At 60.4% G+C, this 15,778-nt stretch carries 14 protein-coding genes and 1 pseudogene; 4 read left to right on the top strand and 11 right to left on the bottom strand.

What is annotated here, in order from left to right:
- Nucleotides 1–55: 55 nt before the first annotated feature.
- Nucleotides 56–970: a LysR substrate-binding domain-containing protein gene (locus ACP15I_RS21555; RefSeq protein ID WP_424968756.1), complete on the bottom strand. Its 915-nt coding sequence runs from the start codon at nt 968–970 to the stop codon at nt 56–58.
- 177 nt (nt 971–1,147) lie between these two features.
- Here ACP15I_RS21555 and ACP15I_RS21550 point away from each other — a divergent pair, with 177 nt between their 5' ends.
- Both ACP15I_RS21550 and ACP15I_RS21545 read left to right on the top strand, forming a co-directional pair.
- A complete protein-coding gene (locus tag ACP15I_RS21550; protein ID WP_424976631.1) occupies nt 1,148–1,933 on the top strand; it encodes a CmcJ/NvfI family oxidoreductase in 786 nt (261 codons plus the stop codon).
- Between the two features lie 66 nt (nt 1,934–1,999).
- Nucleotides 2,000–2,779 (top strand): SDR family NAD(P)-dependent oxidoreductase, encoded by a 780-nt coding sequence (locus ACP15I_RS21545; RefSeq protein WP_424976630.1) that lies wholly within the window; start codon nt 2,000–2,002, stop codon nt 2,777–2,779.
- A gap of 51 nt (nt 2,780–2,830) precedes the next feature.
- Here the strand turns inward: ACP15I_RS21545 and ACP15I_RS21540 are convergent, their stop codons facing one another.
- The 10 genes and pseudogenes from ACP15I_RS21540 to ehuB all read right to left on the bottom strand — a co-directional run bounded on the left by ACP15I_RS21540 (nt 2,831) and on the right by ehuB (nt 13,100).
- On the bottom strand, nt 2,831–3,211 hold the full coding sequence (locus ACP15I_RS21540; protein WP_424976629.1) for a VOC family protein: 381 nt from the start codon (nt 3,209–3,211) through the stop codon (nt 2,831–2,833).
- A 504-nt stretch (nt 3,212–3,715) separates the two neighbouring features.
- A complete protein-coding gene (locus ACP15I_RS21535) occupies nt 3,716–4,720 on the bottom strand; it encodes a hypothetical protein (protein WP_424976628.1) in 1,005 nt (334 codons plus the stop codon).
- 493 nt (nt 4,721–5,213) lie between these two features.
- Nucleotides 5,214–6,254: an META domain-containing protein gene (locus ACP15I_RS21530; RefSeq protein WP_424976627.1), complete on the bottom strand. Its 1,041-nt coding sequence runs from the start codon at nt 6,252–6,254 to the stop codon at nt 5,214–5,216.
- The gene (locus ACP15I_RS21525) at nt 6,254–7,708 is read right to left on the bottom strand and encodes an amidohydrolase family protein (protein ID WP_424976626.1); all 1,455 of its coding nucleotides are present in this window, start codon (nt 7,706–7,708) and stop codon (nt 6,254–6,256) included. The genes ACP15I_RS21530 and ACP15I_RS21525 overlap by 1 nt, the downstream gene beginning before the upstream one ends.
- A gap of 310 nt (nt 7,709–8,018) precedes the next feature.
- Nucleotides 8,019–8,208, bottom strand: a pseudogene (locus ACP15I_RS21520) (integrase); the annotation flags it as partial.
- 238 nt (nt 8,209–8,446) lie between these two features.
- Nucleotides 8,447–9,943, bottom strand: a complete 1,497-nt coding sequence (locus tag ACP15I_RS21515; RefSeq protein WP_424976625.1) for an aldehyde dehydrogenase (NADP(+)) — start codon at nt 9,941–9,943, stop codon at nt 8,447–8,449.
- Complete coding sequence (gene ehuA, locus ACP15I_RS21510) at nt 9,943–10,716, bottom strand: ectoine/hydroxyectoine ABC transporter ATP-binding protein EhuA (RefSeq protein ID WP_424976624.1); 774 nt, start codon at nt 10,714–10,716, stop codon at nt 9,943–9,945. Before ehuA ends, ACP15I_RS21515 begins: the two co-directional genes overlap by 1 nt.
- Complete coding sequence (gene ehuD / locus ACP15I_RS21505) at nt 10,716–11,381, bottom strand: ectoine/hydroxyectoine ABC transporter permease subunit EhuD (protein ID WP_424968800.1); 666 nt, start codon at nt 11,379–11,381, stop codon at nt 10,716–10,718. The genes ehuA and ehuD overlap by 1 nt, the downstream gene beginning before the upstream one ends.
- The gene (gene ehuC / locus ACP15I_RS21500; protein ID WP_424976623.1) at nt 11,381–12,091 is read right to left on the bottom strand and encodes an ectoine/hydroxyectoine ABC transporter permease subunit EhuC; all 711 of its coding nucleotides are present in this window, start codon (nt 12,089–12,091) and stop codon (nt 11,381–11,383) included. The genes ehuD and ehuC overlap by 1 nt, the downstream gene beginning before the upstream one ends.
- Nucleotides 12,092–12,266: 175 nt before the next feature.
- A complete protein-coding gene (ehuB, locus tag ACP15I_RS21495) occupies nt 12,267–13,100 on the bottom strand; it encodes an ectoine/hydroxyectoine ABC transporter substrate-binding protein EhuB (RefSeq protein ID WP_424976622.1) in 834 nt (277 codons plus the stop codon).
- 226 nt (nt 13,101–13,326) lie between these two features.
- Between ehuB and ACP15I_RS21490 the strand changes: the two genes are divergently transcribed.
- Together ACP15I_RS21490 and ACP15I_RS21485 are read left to right on the top strand one after the other, a co-directional pair.
- Nucleotides 13,327–14,499 (top strand): pyridoxal phosphate-dependent aminotransferase, encoded by a 1,173-nt coding sequence (locus ACP15I_RS21490; RefSeq protein ID WP_424968797.1) that lies wholly within the window; start codon nt 13,327–13,329, stop codon nt 14,497–14,499.
- A 20-nt stretch (nt 14,500–14,519) separates the two neighbouring features.
- Nucleotides 14,520–15,725: a M20 metallopeptidase family protein gene (locus ACP15I_RS21485; RefSeq protein WP_424968795.1), complete on the top strand. Its 1,206-nt coding sequence runs from the start codon at nt 14,520–14,522 to the stop codon at nt 15,723–15,725.
- The last annotated feature ends 53 nt before the right edge of the window (nt 15,726–15,778 follow it).

Genomic DNA, 15,778 nt, shown 5'->3' with positions numbered 1-15,778 from the left:
ACGGCCCGGGCGGGGATCCCTGCCCGGGGCCGCGCGCAAAGGCAACGCGCCGTTTCTAGGCGTCGCGCCAGCCGAGCACAGCGCAGGAGCCGATCTGCGCAATCAGGAAATCCATGAAGGCGCGCACTTTCGGCGACAGGACATTCGTCTTGGGATAGACCAGCCAGAGCGCCGCCGCGTCATCGACCTCGAAGGTCGGCAGGACCCGGACGAGCCGCCCGTCAGCGAGCTCGTCACTGACATTCCACAGGGAATTCATCGAGATCCCCGCCCCCGCCAGCGTCGCCATCTTCTGGGTCATGCCGTCATCGGTGATGATCTGGCAATGGCCGGTCTGGGGGTCGAACTGCCCCCGCTGCCCGTCGGGCCCGGCCAACGCGCGGGCGGTCTGGTCCTTGAAGGCCACAAGCTTGTGCCCGGCCAGCGCCTCGGGGCTGTCCGGAACGCCATGGGCGTCCAGATAGGCCGGGGCGGCGCAGAGGATCCGCGTATCCTCGGCCAGCTTGCGGCCCTTGAGGCTGGTATCCTCCATCGCGAAATTGCGGATCGCCAGATCGAAACTGCCATCGATCAGATCATAGCGCGCGTCGGACAGCCGGAGATCGAGGGTCACTTTCGGGTGGCGCTGGGTGAAGGCGGGCAGGACCGGCGCCACATAGCGCTGCGCGAAACTGCTGGGCGCGGTGAAGCGGATCGTGCCGGTGATATCGAGGCTCTTTTGCCCCAGCGCCGCGCGGGCGGCGTCCTCCTGGGCGATGATCTCGCGGGCGAAGGGAAGGAATTCGGAGCCCTCCAGCGAGATCGAGACCTTGCGGGTCGAGCGGTGCAGCAGGTCCGCCCCCATGGATTTCTCGAGCTTGGCGAGCCGGGCACTGGCCACGGCGGGCACCATCCCGAGCGCGCGGCCCGCGGCGCTGATATTGAGCTTCTCGGCGGCCAGCACGAAGAGGCGCAGGCTGTCAGTGTCCATGATTATATCCGTTTCGCGAATTCATAACCCGAGTTTCGCCCATTTTATTCGCGATTTGGAAGTGTAAATGACAAGACAAGCGGCCCTGCCCGCCCCCGGCGCGGATCAGGATCCGTCGCGCGGGGGCCGCGCGGGCCACGCCTCAGGGGTCTGAGCCCCGCCGAAAAGGAGACCGCGATGCCGCGCATGGGATATGTCAATTACCACGTTCACAAGCCGCACCGGCAGGCGTTCCATATCGATGCAGGCGGTGTCGCCGGCGAGATGATCTGGCCCGAGATTGCCCGGACCGCGATTGCCCTGCGCGATCTGCGCGCGGGTGAGGCGACGGTCGGGTTTGCCGAGGACGGGCTGAGCTTTGTCACCCGGCCCTCGGCGGTGACCGATTTCCGCGATGGGACCGGGTGGCAGGCGACCTATGACGCCGAGCTCACCGACCTCTTGCAGGAGACGGTCGGCGCACGGGAGGTGATCGTCTTTGACCACACGTTGCGGGTGGATGACCCGAGCTCTGCGCGCAAACCCGCCCGCAATGTGCACAGCGATTACAGCCCCGAGGGCGCGGCGCAGCGTCTGGTCGATCTGCTCGGCCCGGATCGGGCGGCGGACTGGCGGGCGGGGCATTACGCCTTCCTCAATATCTGGCGGCCCGTGGGGGCCCCGGTCAACTCCGCGCCTCTGGGCTTTCTGCGCCCGGCCAGCGTGCCGCGCGAGGACTGGCTGCTGCTCGATCTGATCTATCCGGATCGCAAGGGTCAGATCATGGGGATTGTCGGCAGCGCGGGCCATGAATGGCTCTATCGCTCGAAGATGACCTCGGACGAGGTGGCGGTGTTCAACATCCATGACAATCGCGGCCGCCCCTCGGTCCCCCATAGCGCGGTCGACCTGATCGAGGATGCGAGCGTCACCACCCTGCGCCAGAGCCTCGAAAGCCGGACGCTGGTGCGCTACGCGGACTGACCGCGCCTGTTTGACAGTTCACGGGCGGACCCGCCGGGCCGCCGGAGCCGGGAAAGGACCCCTGCCATGACCAAGACCATCCTCATCACTGGTGCCACCGACGGGATCGGGCGGCTGACCGCCGAGAAGCTCGCCGCCGCGGGGCATCATGTTCTGCTGCACGGGCGCAGCACCGCCAAGCTCGAGACCGCGGCGCGCGAGATCGGCGGGCGGGTGGCGACCTATGCCGCCGATCTGTCGGATCTGGCGCAGACCGCAGCACTGGCCGAGGCGATCCGGGCCGATCACGGCACGCTGGATGTGGTGATCAACAATGCGGGCGTGCTGAAGGCGCCCGAGACGCGCACGGCCGAGGGGCTCGACCTGCGTTTCGTGGTCAACACGCTGGCGCCCTATCTGCTGACCCGGCGGCTGCTGCCGATCATTCCGCAGACCGGGCGGATCGTGAACCTGTCCTCGGCGGCCCAGGCCCCGGTGGAGATCGCGGCGATGATGGGCGAGACGCGGCTCGATGACATGGCCGCCTATGCCCAGAGCAAGCTGGCCCTCACCATCTGGACCCGCGCGCTGGCCGAGACCCTGCCCGGCGGTCCGCTGGTCGTGGCGGTCAATCCGGGATCGCTGCTGGCCTCCAAGATGGTCATGGAGGGGTTCGGCGTCGCAGGCAGTGACCTGTCCATCGGGGCTGATATCCTGATCGAGGCCAGCCTCGGCGCGCGCTTTGCCGGCATGTCCGGGCGGTATTTCGACAATGATGCCGGGGCCTTTGCCGCCCCCCACCGGGCCGCGGACAATCCCGAACACCGCAAGGCGGTGATGCAGGCGATCAAAACGCTGATCGCCTGACGCGATCCCTCCGGGGCGGGGTCGGGCGCAGCGGGCCGACCCCGGGGGGCCTCAGCCGTCGAGGTCAAAATCCACGTGGATATGGTTTCCGTCCGGATCCCAGACATTGAACGCCGCCGTGCGGGTCGCGGCCAGATCGATCCGGCGGAACGGCTCTCCGGCGGCGGTCAGCCGGGCCTCGAACGCCGCGACGCCTGTGGCACGAAAGGCGAAATGCTCCAGCTTGAGCGGGACCTCGGAGCCCACGAGCTCCGGATCCTCCACGGCGATCAGATACACCATGACCGTCTCACCAGCCGCAAGCCACGCGCCGGGAAAGGCGAAATCCGGGCGCGCGGCCTCGGTGAAGCCCAGCATATCGCGATACCAGGCGACCATCACGTCCAACTGGCGCGTGCGGAGATTGACATGGTCGAGTTTCGTAATCTGCATCTGTCACCTCATCCCCTGGACGCGCCGCCCCTGCCGCACAGATCCCCCGGGACCCCCACCTTGCCTGTGATAGCCCCGGTTGCAATCCCGGCATGGACCCGGACAGGCGATCCGCCCGCGCATAAGCGCCCTACGCGTCGCGCCCGTCCCCGGAGGCCGCCCTGTCCCGAACCCCTGAGACCTGCCCCGAAGCGCCTATCCGCATTGAACCGACGCGGTCCTCTGAACAACACCGCTGCGCAGTCCTGGTCAGACTGCGACCCGGGCGTTGCACGCGACGGATCAGAGAAGGCAAGACGCGTGGAGCCTCCGTCGATCGCAGCAGTTCTCTCCCTCTGAGTAAAGGGCGCTTGGCTTGGAGGGCGGGAAGCGGACCTTCGCTGCGCTCCGCAGCAAAGGCAGCTATGCGTTGGAAACGGACTTTTTAAAGTCTCGTTCCATAAAGACTTTGAACCTAACTTAACCAAACGATTAACAGGATACCGCGTACAGACTAAGCGCCAACTAATAGAATGGAACTTCTGCAATCTCCGACTCTTTGACGTGAAACTCATAGCCAAACCGGGATACTGTCTCTTTTACAACCTGCAGAAACCACGGCGGAGCAAACGGTGAAACAACGACACTTTCAACAAGCTCGTTTAGGTCGCTATGGACAAGACGATATCCAAGTGGACCTTCCCTATCATTGGGCAAAACGGCTCTAACCTCACACTCATGTGCAAGTGACGAACGCTTGCAATAAATCCGTTGATCTCCTGAGGCAAATCCCTTTTTAAAATCGATGTATTGAACTCTTCCGACATTTGCGCCCACCTCATTCTCCAGCGCACTCCACAACTTGGCTACATCGGTTTGAATCGCCACTCCAGGAGCGCCTGGAGTGCAATAAATTCTCCATAAAGCTTCTGACTCAACGTGGTTCATATGCCAGCAACTTACGAGCAAATCCCTCGCTCTTGCATATGCCGACTTAATATCCCCTAGGAGGCGCTCTGCCTCCTCTACTACTTCATTTTCTGTCTTATTTGCAGATGGGTAGCCCGGCGGTGTTGTTTTCACCACTTCCTTGAAGAACTCTAAATAGTGATTATCCCAGGATGCTTCTTTGGACGCCATTCTCGCAGCAGCTTCAAACCGATCATCGAAGTCAGACGCGCGTGTGAAGTGAAGCCCACCTTGCTGCATCATGGCCGCGAACTTGGAGAAATCCATGTATCGCCAGAGCCGTTGGTTCTCATCAACAGAAAGATCATATGTATCTGTCCAATAGACTGGGGTTGCGAGTTCCTTCAGCCTTACAGAGCATTTCGCACAAACTACAAGCGGTTCATTTGCATTTTCGTAACCAGCAAACATTGGTCGTCCAGCCTCAGCAACTTCGCCACAAGAATTGCATCGGTTGTACTGCTGCGTCATTGCTTGGCGCAGAGCATTCGAAATTCGACCTGTCGAACTCAGTCGACAAAAAACATCTTTGTCAGCATTTTTGAGCCTGATTTCACTCATACTGACTCCTCTGGCTTAACCTATTTGCGCAGCAAAATCTGCGACTACTCCGATGAACTTGCATCGAAGAGATCAAAAGGTCTACATTCACTCTACCCAGTGCGCTGCAACGTGAGCTATTGGAAACTTTTTCCTTAGCTTGGGTGCTAAAACTTTAGCGTTCAATGTCCGCTTCGGGCCGGGAGCTGCCGTTAGACGGGTTTGGCGCCAACGTTCGCTTTGGGCCGTCCTCGTTGGCTACATGCACTTGATCCGCGAACGTGCTGGGAACGATCCTAAGGCAGGGAAGAGCCTATGGCGTCCCGTGATGCCGTCGCTCGCAATATCTGCTGACGTGCAGCAGCTCATGTTGGTACTTCGGAACTCGATACGCGATTCTGATTGCTTGCGTGGCCCTGCGATCCGGACGAGGCGCGATTTTCCGCGCGCGCAAAGGCGCGATCATGGCGGTCAAGGCTCCCCTCCGGAGAGCGTTGACGCGAGCGGATTGCTCTTATCGAAAGAAAGGCAAATACGCCGCGCGAAATCGGGCGACGCGGTTGCCTTCAGCATCCATGAGTCTGAGGGTGCGACCACCGATCTCGTAGCGCGTTACGCTGGACAGAATGCCTCCCAGCTGCGCTTCCAAAGCGGCGAGCGGATCTGGGCACGCCATCATCGTGCTCGACATCGGCTGCGCGAAGGACAGGTTCAACCCGGCCTCCGAAACGCCGCCACGGATCGTGTTGCACCCGACAGACGCAAGAAACATATCCTCACTTGGACTGAACGACATGAACGGCTCGCGAGACCCGATCGAGGGATCGAGCTCGGTGTCGCCGAGTGCGGTCATTCTCCATACCGCGTCCTGCAAATCCAGAGACCTGTTTCCGAGGCTGCAATCCTCTCCGGGGAATGCCCCTGTGAACGCCATCGGCACAACCGTCAGTCGTTCGGGGCCTTCCATTTGCGCGCGCATCTCGATCACCGCGTCCATGGTCACGAATAATGGTTCTGCAGGGCCCGGACGATCTGCCAGATACGCGCGCTCCAGCGTCAGGTAGTCTTCGTCCTGCGCGACCGGATAAAGCTTCCCCGTGGCGCAGTGCACGATCGTCGCCGCATCGGCGAAATAGGTGAGCATGCCCGAGATCGGCAAATTCAGTGTTGCCGGAGAGAAGGAGTCCGACAACTCGAAGTCCTGCGATGCGTCTTCTTGTGCCGCGACAGGGCGCAGGCGCTGAGCATTCCGGACGTCAAAGGCAAGGCTGCTCGTCCCGAGGTCGAGAACGACGGCACCCTGGCCCGGGTCGGCGTGCCAACGACCTGCATGAGCTTGCCCGTCCGAGATGAAATGGAAACTCTGATCTGGCCAAAGATCAAGCTGTTCGGTCAAATCACCATCCACCCGCATGTAAGAGCCCGGTGTCATGGCGCCATGGGCCCCAACGAACGATCTGCCCTCCTGTGCTGCGACACCGAAGGGCAGCGACAGCAGGAGCGCCCCCGCGAGAGTGGATGCGATTGCCTTGGACCGAGAAGTCACGTGAGCCATCAGAGTGTCTCCTTGAATACGCGGCCGGCCTTCATCCCGAGCCGCAGGTTCGTCTCTGGGTCCTGGATGAAATCAATGCTGGTTTCGGGGTCTCCGTCCCATACGAGCAGATCGGCATGCGCGCCCTCCTCGAGAACGCCAAGGCGGCCCTGATACGGATCACGAGGTCCCGACAGGGCAAGCAACTCTCCGGCTGCGCCCGTTGCCATGCGCAATGCCTCAAGCGGCGCCATGAAACGCGCAAGCTTGGTCAATTGCCGCCCTTGGCTTTGCGATCCTCCGGGATTCAACAAAATGTCCGTCCCGAACGCCATGTTCACCCCTTCCGCGCGACCTTCTTCGAAGGCGCGGATCGTCCCCTCGGCCACTTGCTTTTGCTTGGCTTGCTGGATCGGGTCGGATTTCGGGTTTGCATCCTCGTCGGCAAGGAAGGGCTGGATCGACCACCACGCGCCTTCCTCCCGCATCATCTTGATGGTCTCGGTATCGGCCAGTTGCCCATGCTCAATAGACTTCACCCCGGCGCGCAGAGACCGCTGGATACCTTCCGGGGTGTAGACATGCGCGCAGACATACGTGCCCCAGTCGGCGGCTGCCCGCACGGCGGCGTCCATTTCTTCCTCCAGAAACTGGGCGGTATCCAAAGGATCATAAAGCGAGGACACGCCTCCACCCGCCATGATCTTGATCTGGCTCGCGCCTTTCATGAGCTGCTCACGGGTGCGGCGCAGCACCTCGTCGCGCCCGTCTGCGATCGCCGCAACTCCGGTGCGCTCCGTGTGATCCGCCGGATCCCCCGGCATGCGCGGCAGCGTGTTGAGAAAGCGAAAATCGCCGTGTCCCGATGTCTGCGAAATCATTGCGCCAGACGGAAAGACCCGGGGTCCCGGCAGCACGCCGCGATCAATGGCCGTTTTTAGACCGAAGACCGGCCCGCCCGTATCGCGGACCGTCGTGAAACCGCGCCGCAGCGTCGCCCCTGCTTCCTGCCCGGAAATAAGATGGATCAAGGCGATGTCCTGCGTCAGGGCGGCGGTCTGGCTCACGCTTGCGAGCGTTGCATGCCAGTGGCAATCGATCAGACCCGGTGTGACCGTACGGGCACCGCAGTCGATGATGTCCGCGTCACCCGGACCCGTTCCCGCGGGGAGGATCGCGGCGATGCGGCCGCCATCGACAAGAATGTCCCGGCCGGTTTGTACCGACAAGGTCTGGCCATCAAAGAACCGAAGGTTTGTAAGGAGTGTCGGGCGACCGGGTGATTGCGCCCGTACCTCGGTAGGTGCAAGCCCGAACCCCGCGAACATGCCAACGACGGCGGACATGCCACCAATCAGTTGACGCCGTGTAATGTCAGCTTCAATTCTGTCCATCGCGGCTTGCGTCTCTGGTGCACCGCACAGGCACGGGTTGATCCACCCGGCTTCAGTCAGAACCGCTTCGCAGCATTTCATACACATGGCAAAAAACCCTCAAAAACTGGCATGGATGACGGACCATCACCCCGCATCTTTTAAAGGATGCGGCGCTTTCTGAACTCGATCAAGGACCTCCTTGCCGTCCAGGCCGAGTCGTCGCCGCCAGACAGGGGAAGCGCCGGACCAACATCGGGCGCTTCTGACCAAGGTCTCCCGCGTTTCGGACCGCCGGTGCCCTCGGCTCAGAAGAATGCCGAATGTCGCTCAAGCAACTGCAAACGCAGAATCTTGAAAAAGGATCAAGGGTCCGGAATGGGCCACCAGCGACCACGGCGCGAGGTTTTTGGAGTTCAATGGCCTCGGTGTTTGCCTGCGCGCCTTCGGGATCCACGCCCATGTATCGGACTGTGCTGTCGATCTTGATGTGCCCAAGCAGAAGCTGGAACCGCCCGTAAGTTGCCGGTCGTCTTGAAGATCCGGGTTCCTTTTGTTCGCCGCATCGAATGCGTGCCGCAGGCACTCGCCTCCAATGCGATCCGCCGTGCCCTCCATTGCATCAACCCGATGTTGACGAGGGACCTTATCACAGAATTGCGGCGCGGCCTCTGAGGTCGGCGTTGCGCCCATAGCTTCCAGATGCTGCGTCGTGCAAAGGCGTCGCATATGCTCGGAACAGAGACATGAACTGCAGACACCCGACAGTTCATGATGATTGCCGCTGAGGACATTCTGCGTCTTCTCGACGAGAGCCGGGGTTTGATCGTTCTCAAAGTCTCAGTCTGTCAGGTCTTGAAACCCCTGGTAGCAAACAGGCCGTAACCATCGCCTGATTGCGATGGTGCCAACGCTGCTGTGTCCGAAATTGGTCGACGCAGGATATGGCCCGCCGTGCACCATGGCCTCAGCAACATCCACACCAGTTGGAAATCCATTCGCCAGAATTCGTCCTGCCTTGCGCTCCAGAACCGGAAGAAGTGCTTCGACCAGAGCCTTGTCGCTGGCGTCCATTTGCAAGGTGCAGGTTAACTGACCCTCAATATGGCGGGCAACGCGCATAAGCTCACTGTCGTCCTGAACACGGACCACAAGGCCGAAGGGGCCAAACACTTCATGATGCAACTGTGACGTCTCGATGAACACGTCACTCGTCGTTTCAGCGAGCCCGGGAAGGACCATGCGATCCGTCGACGTCCCGTGCGAGTGCAGTTGAACGCCGGGCTGGTTTTGCACCGTGGCCAGCCCATCGCGGTAGGTCGACGCGATGCTGTCGGTCAGCATGGTTTGCGGTTCAGTGTGTTTGAGAAGCGATGTTGCGCGTTCGAGGAACCGATCCCCGTCCGCGCCTTTCGGCACGATGACGAGGCCCGGGTTTGTGCAAAACTGCCCGACCCCCATGGTCAGCGATGCGACCCAATCGCGCGCGATGTCTTCGCCGCGTTTGGCGAGGGCTCCGGGCAGTATGAACACCGGGTTGATTGAGCCCAGTTCACCGAAGAATGGAATGGGTACCGGACGCGCAGCACACAGATCGAAAAGCGCCCGTCCTGCCGCCAGAGAGCCGGTAAAGCCCACCGCCGCAGTCAGCGGGTGCGTGACAAGGGCATGACCCAGAGCATGCGACGTGCCTTGGATCATGGAGAAGATGCCCGGAGGCAATGCGCAGTCCGACACGCTCTCGGAAATTGCGCTTGCGACCACTTCCCCGGTTCCCGGATGCGCGGGATGGCCTTTCACGACAACCGGACACCCTGCCGCCAAGGCCGACGCCGTATCGCCACCTGCGACGGAGAAGGCGAGCGGAAAGTTCGACGCGCCGAACACGGCAACTGGGCCTACGGGGCGCATCTTCAGTCGCAAGTCGGGGCGCGGCAAAGGCTCCCTGTCCGGCAGCGCCGGGTCGTGGCGGACCTCCAACTCTCGACCGGCTTCCACGAAATCAGCGAACATGCGGAGTTGGCCCGTGGTCCGGCCCGTTTCGCCACGCAGCCTTGCTTCTGGCAGGCCAGTTTCTTCGGTTCCGATTTCGGCAATGTCATCTGCACGCGCTTCGATCTTGTCGGCTATCCTGCGCAGCAGCGTTGCGCGCGTCGCACCATCGGTCGCTGCAAACGCGATAAAAGCATCCTCGGCGGCGTTCAACGCAAGGTCGACTTCGTCGCTGCCGCCTTCAGAAACAGACAACGACCGGCCCGACAAAGTCTTGGATTGAAAGTTCCCGGCACCCGTCTTGCTGCTTTTACCGGCGATGAAGTGCGCACCCGTGAGCGCCATCACCCCGCCTCCAGGACCTTGGCGAGAAACTCTTTGGTGCGCGGGTGTTCCGGGTTGGCAAAGAACTCGTCCGGCTTGCCCTGCTCGACAAATTTCCCGCTTTCAAAAAACAGGATCCGGTCTGATACCTCTTTCGCAAAGCCCATCTGGTGCGTGACCAAAAGCATGGTGTAGCTGTGCTCGGACGCGAGCGACCGGATCACGGACAGCACTTCACCGACCATTTCGGGATCAAGCGCAGAGGTGGGTTCATCAAAGAGCAGGATTTCCGGGCGCATGGCCAAGGCACGAGCGATTGCCACGCGCTGTTGCTGGCCACCTGACAGCTGCGAGGGGTAGTGGTCTTCCTTGTCGCTCATACCGACCATGCCAAGCAGCTCGCGCGCCCGCTCCACCGCTTCGTCCTTTTTAAGTCCAAGCGACTGGACCGGCGCCTCGATGCAATTCTGAAGCGTCGTCATATGCGGGAAGAGATTGAAGTTCTGAAAGACCATCCCGATTTTCGAGCGCATCTTGCGGATGTGCGATGGTTTTGCCGGAATAAATCCATCGCCCTTTCGGACATGCGTGAAAGGTTCACCGTCCAGCGAGATAACGCCTTCCTGGATTTCCTCCAAAGTCATGAGAACGCGCAGCACCGTGGTCTTGCCTGACCCGGACGGTCCAATGATCGAAACAACCTCGCCTTCCTCGATTTCGAGGTTGAGCCCATCCAGAACGGTCAGGGTTCCATAGCGCTTGGTGACATTGTCGAAGGTGATCTTGGGGGCCATCAGTGATAGACCTTTCTGTTGACATAACGCTCGACCATGCCGACGAGTGCGGCGGCGATAAGGCTCAGAATGAGGAACAGGATCCCGGCCACGGTGATCGCTTCGGTAAAGCGGTAGGTTTCGATGCCGATGCCTTTGGCCACCTGCATGATCTCGGCCACGGCCACGAAGGAAAGCAGGGGTGTTTCCTTGAAAATCGCAATGAGGAAGTTGCCGAGCGCAGGCACAATAGGGGGTAAGGACTGCGGAATAATGATCCCGGTAAGGGTCCTGACCGGGCTCAGGTTCAGGGCCCGCGCCGCTTCCCATTGTCCACGTGGCACGGCATCAAAACCAGCGCGAAACACCTCCGAGCAGAGCGCACTGTAGTATATGCCGATGGCGAGAATACCGGTCGTCAGTGGCGGCAATGTCAAACCGAATTCAGGCAGCACGAAAAACAGAAAGAATATCTGCACCAGAAGCGGCGTGCCGCGAATGAACTCGATGATTTCGCCAACGACAAGCGCGACGATCCTGATGGGGCTCTTGCGAAGAAGCATCAAAGGAAGCCCGAGCGCGACCGCAAGCAGGAAAGAAAAAACGGTCGCCTGGATCGTCACCGGCAGGGCTTGCAGCAAGGCCGGCAGAACGCGGTCGAATGTGAATTCCCATGACCAGTCCATCAGATCGTCCTCCCCCGATATCGCGCAGCCCGAACCTCAAGCGCACCGAAACTGAATCGAACGATCTGGCTGAGAATGTAGTAGAGCAGCATCGTGATCGTGAAGATTTCAACGGTGCGGTAGTGGATGTTGTTCTGCAAAACCGAGGCATACGTGATGTCGACCAGCGTGACCGCCGACACCAGCGCTGTCGACTTGATCAACTCGATCGTCAGGTTGCCCATGCCAGGCAGCATGATGAGTGCAGCTTGGGGGAAGATGACGCGGACAAAGCGTTTCCATGGCGGCAGGTTGAGTGCAAGCGCGGCTTCTTTCTGGCCCTTTGGAACGGACCGCAGGGCACCGCGCACCACCTCGGCACCATAGGCACCATAGTTCAAACCGATGGCCAGCACGCCCGCCAGCATCGGTGACAGCGTGATGCCAAATTCCGGCAAAACGAAAAACAGCCAGAACAATTGCACCAGCAGGGAGGTGCCACGAAAGACCTCGACGTAGATCGCGCAGAACCATCGAAGGGGCCGGAAAGAATGCGCCCTGCCCGCGCCCGCCAGCACGGACGCCACAAAGAACACAACCAGGGAAAGGACGGCCACCTGTATGGTGACCACCGCGCCTTGCAACAGCGCGGGAAGGAATACGCGCAGTTCTGAAAACGTGGCGAAAACCATACCCGCGACGAAGGCGAGTAACACCACGATGGCGGCCATTCTGATCGAGGTCGATGTCATCGTTCTGCCTTTCGCGCGTCACCCATGTGACTGCACTCGGTCCGAAACCATGCGTTTTGCACAGGATGTGCTACCTGTATGGTGGGGCATTCGCTGCCCCAGCGGTTGGCGGGAATGCTGCGGCCAACAAGCTGATGGGCCGCAGCAGAACGGATCACTCGCTGCAGAGTTCCGCAGTTGTGAGTTTGGGCATTTCAGTTGCTTCCATGCCGTGGGCTTCAAGCGTGGCGACATGCGCACCGCTCTCGATCCGTTCCTTCAAGGCAACATTGAAAGCATCGACAAAGGCCTGGTCCTCGGGGCGGAATGCAAAGGCCCCATGGGCCATGGCGGGTTTGCCCGCGATGTCACCAAAGGGCTCGACAATGATGAAGTCCTGTTCGGGCACGCCCGCGACCAGTGCGCGCGCGCCCGGTGCGTCAAGTGCATATGCATCAGCGCGACCCGCCCGCACCGCCGCGATCGCGGTGGGGTTATCGGGGATTTGCATGATGTTCGCATCGGCAATGCCGCTGTCGCGCGCATATCCAACCTGTGCCGAGCCGCTGAGCGCGGCAACCTTCAGACCTTTTTCGGCGATATCGTCATAGGTTGCGATGCCATTCGGGTTGTCCGCCGGAACCACCAGTGTCTGTGGGATACCGAAGATCGGCTCCGAAAAGGACACCACTGCGCAACGTTCAGGTGTGACAAACATACCGGCGGCAACAACGTCGAACCGGCCTGCTTTCAAGCCGGGAATGAGAGCACCCCACTCCGTTGCCTGCGCCGTGTCGATAGAGCCGCCCATGTCCTCGAGCACGGCTTTGAGAGTGTCGACATCCGTACCGGTCAACTCGCCGCCATCTGCGTTGTAGGAAAACGGCTGGAAATTAAAAAAGGCGACCTTGAGCCCGTCGCCTTTCGCAGTTTCGAGAAGATCAGCGGTGGCGGGCAAAGCGAGGCCACAGGCAGCAACAGCGCTGATCATGATCCGATGCAATTTCATTGAAAAACTCCCCTTTGGTTGAGGGCCGTCGGTGTCAGATGCCGCGTTCCACTGTCGCCCCCACGTCGAGAGCTGGGTGACAGAAGTGCCCACTTTGTCGATGTCTGGACGTTACCCAGCTCTGATATTCTGTCAACAACTTTTGGGATCATGTTTGTATATTATAAATAGACGAAGCTGAAATTTTGTGCTGATCTCCGCAGAGCAGCTGGATTGGAGGGCTCTCATGCCGCGTGATTTTGGATTGAGTGATCGCCTGAGGGGCGTCGAATGGTCAGGCATCCGAAAGATGCACGCGATGGCCGACGGAATGGATGACGTGATCAATCTCGGGATAGGTCAGCCGGACTTTGATACGCCTTCACATATTATCCAGGCCGCCAAAGACGCATTGGATGCGGGCTACACGCGGTATCCACCGGCGCGGGGTTTCGCCGACCTCCGTGCGGCCATTGCCGAAAAGCTGAAGCGGCAGAATGCGTTGAATGTCGATCCGGCCAAGCACGTCATGGTCACGGTCGGTGCAATGCAGGTCGTGTTCAATACGATGCTCAATCACGTCGAGCCGGGAGCCGAGGTCATCGTGATGGATCCCGGATATGACTACTTCAGTCAGATCAGGTTATTCGGCGGGACGCCTGTATCCGTGCCGCTATACGAAGAAAACGGCTTCCGATTGAACCCCGACGACCTGCGCGCCGCTATTACCGAGCGAACCGTGATGATCGTTGTCAATTCACCCTCAAACCCAACTGGGGCGGTGTTTGATCGCGAGACATTGGAGGCCATCGCGGCCATCGCGACGGATCACGATTTGCTGGTGTTCTCGGATGAGCCTTATGAGGATCTATGCTTCGATGATCGCGCGCATGTCTCCATTGCGTCGCTTCCGGGCATGTTCGAACGAACCATGACTGCGTTCACCCTATCCAAGACTTACGCCATGACCGGCTGGCGGGTCGGGTATGTCGTCGGGCCCGAGCGGATTGTCGATGAGATGGAAAAACTCATGGAGCATCTCGTCTCCGGGGTAACGGCGGTTTCCCAACGTGCGGCGCTGGCGGCAATCACGGGGTCGCAAGACTGCGTCGCCGACATGATGGCCGCCTACGCCCGCCGCCGAGACATTGTTGACACGGGGTTGAATGCGATCCCCCGGCTGTCCTGCGTACGGCCCGAAGCCACCTTTTACGCCTTCCCGAACATCAAGGCGACCGGCTTGTCGTCTTGGGATCTCGCGGAACATTTGCTGCAGAGCCAACGGGTCATCACCATTCCTGGCCCGATCTTCGGCCCTGCCGGAGAGGGGTACATCCGGATCTCCTTCGCCGTTCCCGACGATCAACTGAAGGATGCGATTGATCGCATTGCTGCCGGCATCGCGGCCCTCCCCGCCTAATTTACCAGAGGAAGAACACCATGCCCCGCGATCTCAGAAGCCGTGTGAGCGAACTGGAGCCGGAGTTGATCGCGCTTCGACGCGACTTTCATCAGCACCCTGAACTTGGTCTGGAGGAACACCGCACGTCAGGCATCATCGAGGACTATCTCAAAGACCTCGGGCTGGAAGTCTCGCGCATGGGGGAGACAGGCGTGATCGGTCTTTTGCGTGGCGGCCAGCCGGGCAAGACGTTGATGATGCGCGCCGACATCGACGCGCTGCCAATCGTTGAGGACACCGGGCTGGAGCATGCCAGCAAGGTTCACGGCAAGATGCATGCCTGCGGTCATGACGGACATACCGCGATGATGATGGTCGCGGCGAAGGTATTGGCGGAACAGCGTGATGACCTGAAGGGCGACATAAAATTCGTGTTTCAGCCGAACGAAGAACTCGGGTTCGCGGCGAACATGGTCGAGGCGGGTGTCCTGCACAATCCCACGGTAGACGCGGTCATCGGCACGCATCTGATGACAGACCTGCCGACTGGCTCTCTATCCGCGCAGGATGGCGCGGTGATGGCGGAAGCAAACGTCTTTAAACTGACGTTGAAGGGGCGTGGGGGTCATACGGCGATCCCGGACGATGCGGTCGATCCGATTTCAGCGGCAGCCGCAGTCGTTCAGCAGGCGCAGCTGCTTCTTGCGCGCGAGATCAGCCCGCACCGGGCCTGCGCCATCGTCTTCGGTTCGATCCATTCCGGAAGCGCTGCAAACATCATTCCGGAGCAAGCCGAACTGACAGGCACCGTCCGTTGCCTGTTCGAATCGCGGGCAGACAAGGGCGAAACGGTCTTGGAACGGTTTGAGCGGATCGTGCGCAACGTCTGCGCAGCGCATCGCGTCGACGTCGAGATCGAATGGACAGCCTTTGACCCGCCCACCGTGAACGACCCCCTCCTGACAGCCACCATGCGCGAGGCCGCTGCCACGGTGATTGCAGGCACCGACCGTCAGCTTGTTCCCTACGTCACGATGATCGGCGAGGACTTTGGGGAATTCGCCATGCACGTGCCGGGAACCTTCTATTTCATTGGCGTTGGCAATCCCGACAAGGGCACCGACTGGCCCCATCACCACCCGAAATTCGACATCGACGAAGACGCGTTGGCCATCGGTGTAGAGATGCACGTCTCTGGCGCACTCGCCTATCTCGACAGTCAATTGAGCAACGAAACGCGCTGAGGCGCAGAGCAGGGAGGGCGCAGTCTTGCCAAGGCGCAATTACAATCCAAAAA

It is taken from the genome of Dinoroseobacter sp. S124A (genome assembly GCF_049801015.1).
Lineage (GTDB): Bacteria > Pseudomonadota > Alphaproteobacteria > Rhodobacterales > Rhodobacteraceae > Dinoroseobacter.
This window is presented reverse-complemented; position numbering and strand designations above follow the sequence as displayed.

Excerpts from the sequence above, each read along its gene's own strand:
- ACP15I_RS21555 (WP_424968756.1), bottom strand. The coding sequence starts at position 970 with ATGGACACTGACAGCCTGCGCCTCTTCGTGCTGGCCGCCGAGAAGCTC.
- ACP15I_RS21550 (WP_424976631.1), top strand. The coding sequence starts at position 1,148 with ATGCCGCGCATGGGATATGTCAATTACCACGTTCACAAGCCGCACCGG.
- ACP15I_RS21545 (WP_424976630.1), top strand. The coding sequence starts at position 2,000 with ATGACCAAGACCATCCTCATCACTGGTGCCACCGACGGGATCGGGCGG.
- ACP15I_RS21540 (WP_424976629.1), bottom strand. The coding sequence starts at position 3,211 with ATGCAGATTACGAAACTCGACCATGTCAATCTCCGCACGCGCCAGTTG.
- ACP15I_RS21535 (WP_424976628.1), bottom strand. The coding sequence starts at position 4,720 with ATGAGTGAAATCAGGCTCAAAAATGCTGACAAAGATGTTTTTTGTCGA.
- ACP15I_RS21530 (WP_424976627.1), bottom strand. The coding sequence starts at position 6,254 with ATGGCTCACGTGACTTCTCGGTCCAAGGCAATCGCATCCACTCTCGCG.
- ACP15I_RS21525 (WP_424976626.1), bottom strand. The coding sequence starts at position 7,708 with ATGAAATGCTGCGAAGCGGTTCTGACTGAAGCCGGGTGGATCAACCCG.
- ACP15I_RS21515 (WP_424976625.1), bottom strand. The coding sequence starts at position 9,943 with ATGGCGCTCACGGGTGCGCACTTCATCGCCGGTAAAAGCAGCAAGACG.
- ehuA (WP_424976624.1), bottom strand. The coding sequence starts at position 10,716 with ATGGCCCCCAAGATCACCTTCGACAATGTCACCAAGCGCTATGGAACC.
- ehuD (WP_424968800.1), bottom strand. The coding sequence starts at position 11,381 with ATGGACTGGTCATGGGAATTCACATTCGACCGCGTTCTGCCGGCCTTG.
- ehuC (WP_424976623.1), bottom strand. The coding sequence starts at position 12,091 with ATGGCCGCCATCGTGGTGTTACTCGCCTTCGTCGCGGGTATGGTTTTC.
- ehuB (WP_424976622.1), bottom strand. The coding sequence starts at position 13,100 with ATGAAATTGCATCGGATCATGATCAGCGCTGTTGCTGCCTGTGGCCTC.
- ACP15I_RS21490 (WP_424968797.1), top strand. The coding sequence starts at position 13,327 with ATGCCGCGTGATTTTGGATTGAGTGATCGCCTGAGGGGCGTCGAATGG.
- ACP15I_RS21485 (WP_424968795.1), top strand. The coding sequence starts at position 14,520 with ATGCCCCGCGATCTCAGAAGCCGTGTGAGCGAACTGGAGCCGGAGTTG.